Annotated in this window: 1 protein-coding gene; it reads left to right on the top strand. The window is 56.4% G+C overall.

Annotated features, from left to right (window positions below; genetic code table 11):
- Window positions 1-583: hypothetical protein (locus AC1RPW_RS07815; RefSeq protein ID WP_481769414.1), on the top strand; the 583-nt coding region annotated here is incomplete at both ends.

Genomic DNA, 583 nt, shown 5'->3' with positions numbered 1-583 from the left:
CCTTACCACCATCCCATCGTGGCAGGGAACGCTCACGACAATGACATCGGAGACCCTGATCGAGCTAGCAGCATCGGTCGGGGCTTTTGCGCAGGGCCGCATCATTCGCGCTGCGGAGGACTGTTTTGCTGAAACGGCTCAATCTGATTCAGCAATCCTTAGCATCACACAGATGCAGGGGCTTCGCATTTCGCGATTCCTACCTGCCGGCATACCTGTCACGCTCCAAAGTTCGGTACCCTCGTCGCTCCCTCCGCTGTCCCAATTCCACGTGGCAGGGCAATACTTCTTCAACCGAGATGAGATCACGTTCACGGACGCCAACCCCATCAACGTGACTCTGTACGAAGGTCAGGTGTACGCGTATCAGATGCCGGGCTTGGGAACGGAGCGTCAGACCTTCGTAGGGGCCCAAGATAACTTCTCGGTGTCTGACCGAGACGTTGCGGTCCTGATCAACGGGATAATGATCCCGAAGGCATACGGCGGCTTGTGGAACTTCGATGGACTGCCCGGCTTCTCGGACCAGACAATGAGTGATGGGCGTCTGCTTATCCAGTTTGGTAACTACGGAGGCCTAAAC

The organism is Dellaglioa sp. CoH-55-MRSF-8, assembly GCF_056782195.1.
The sequence above is the reverse complement of the archived record's forward strand: the minus strand, read 5'-3'. Positions and strand labels throughout refer to the sequence as shown.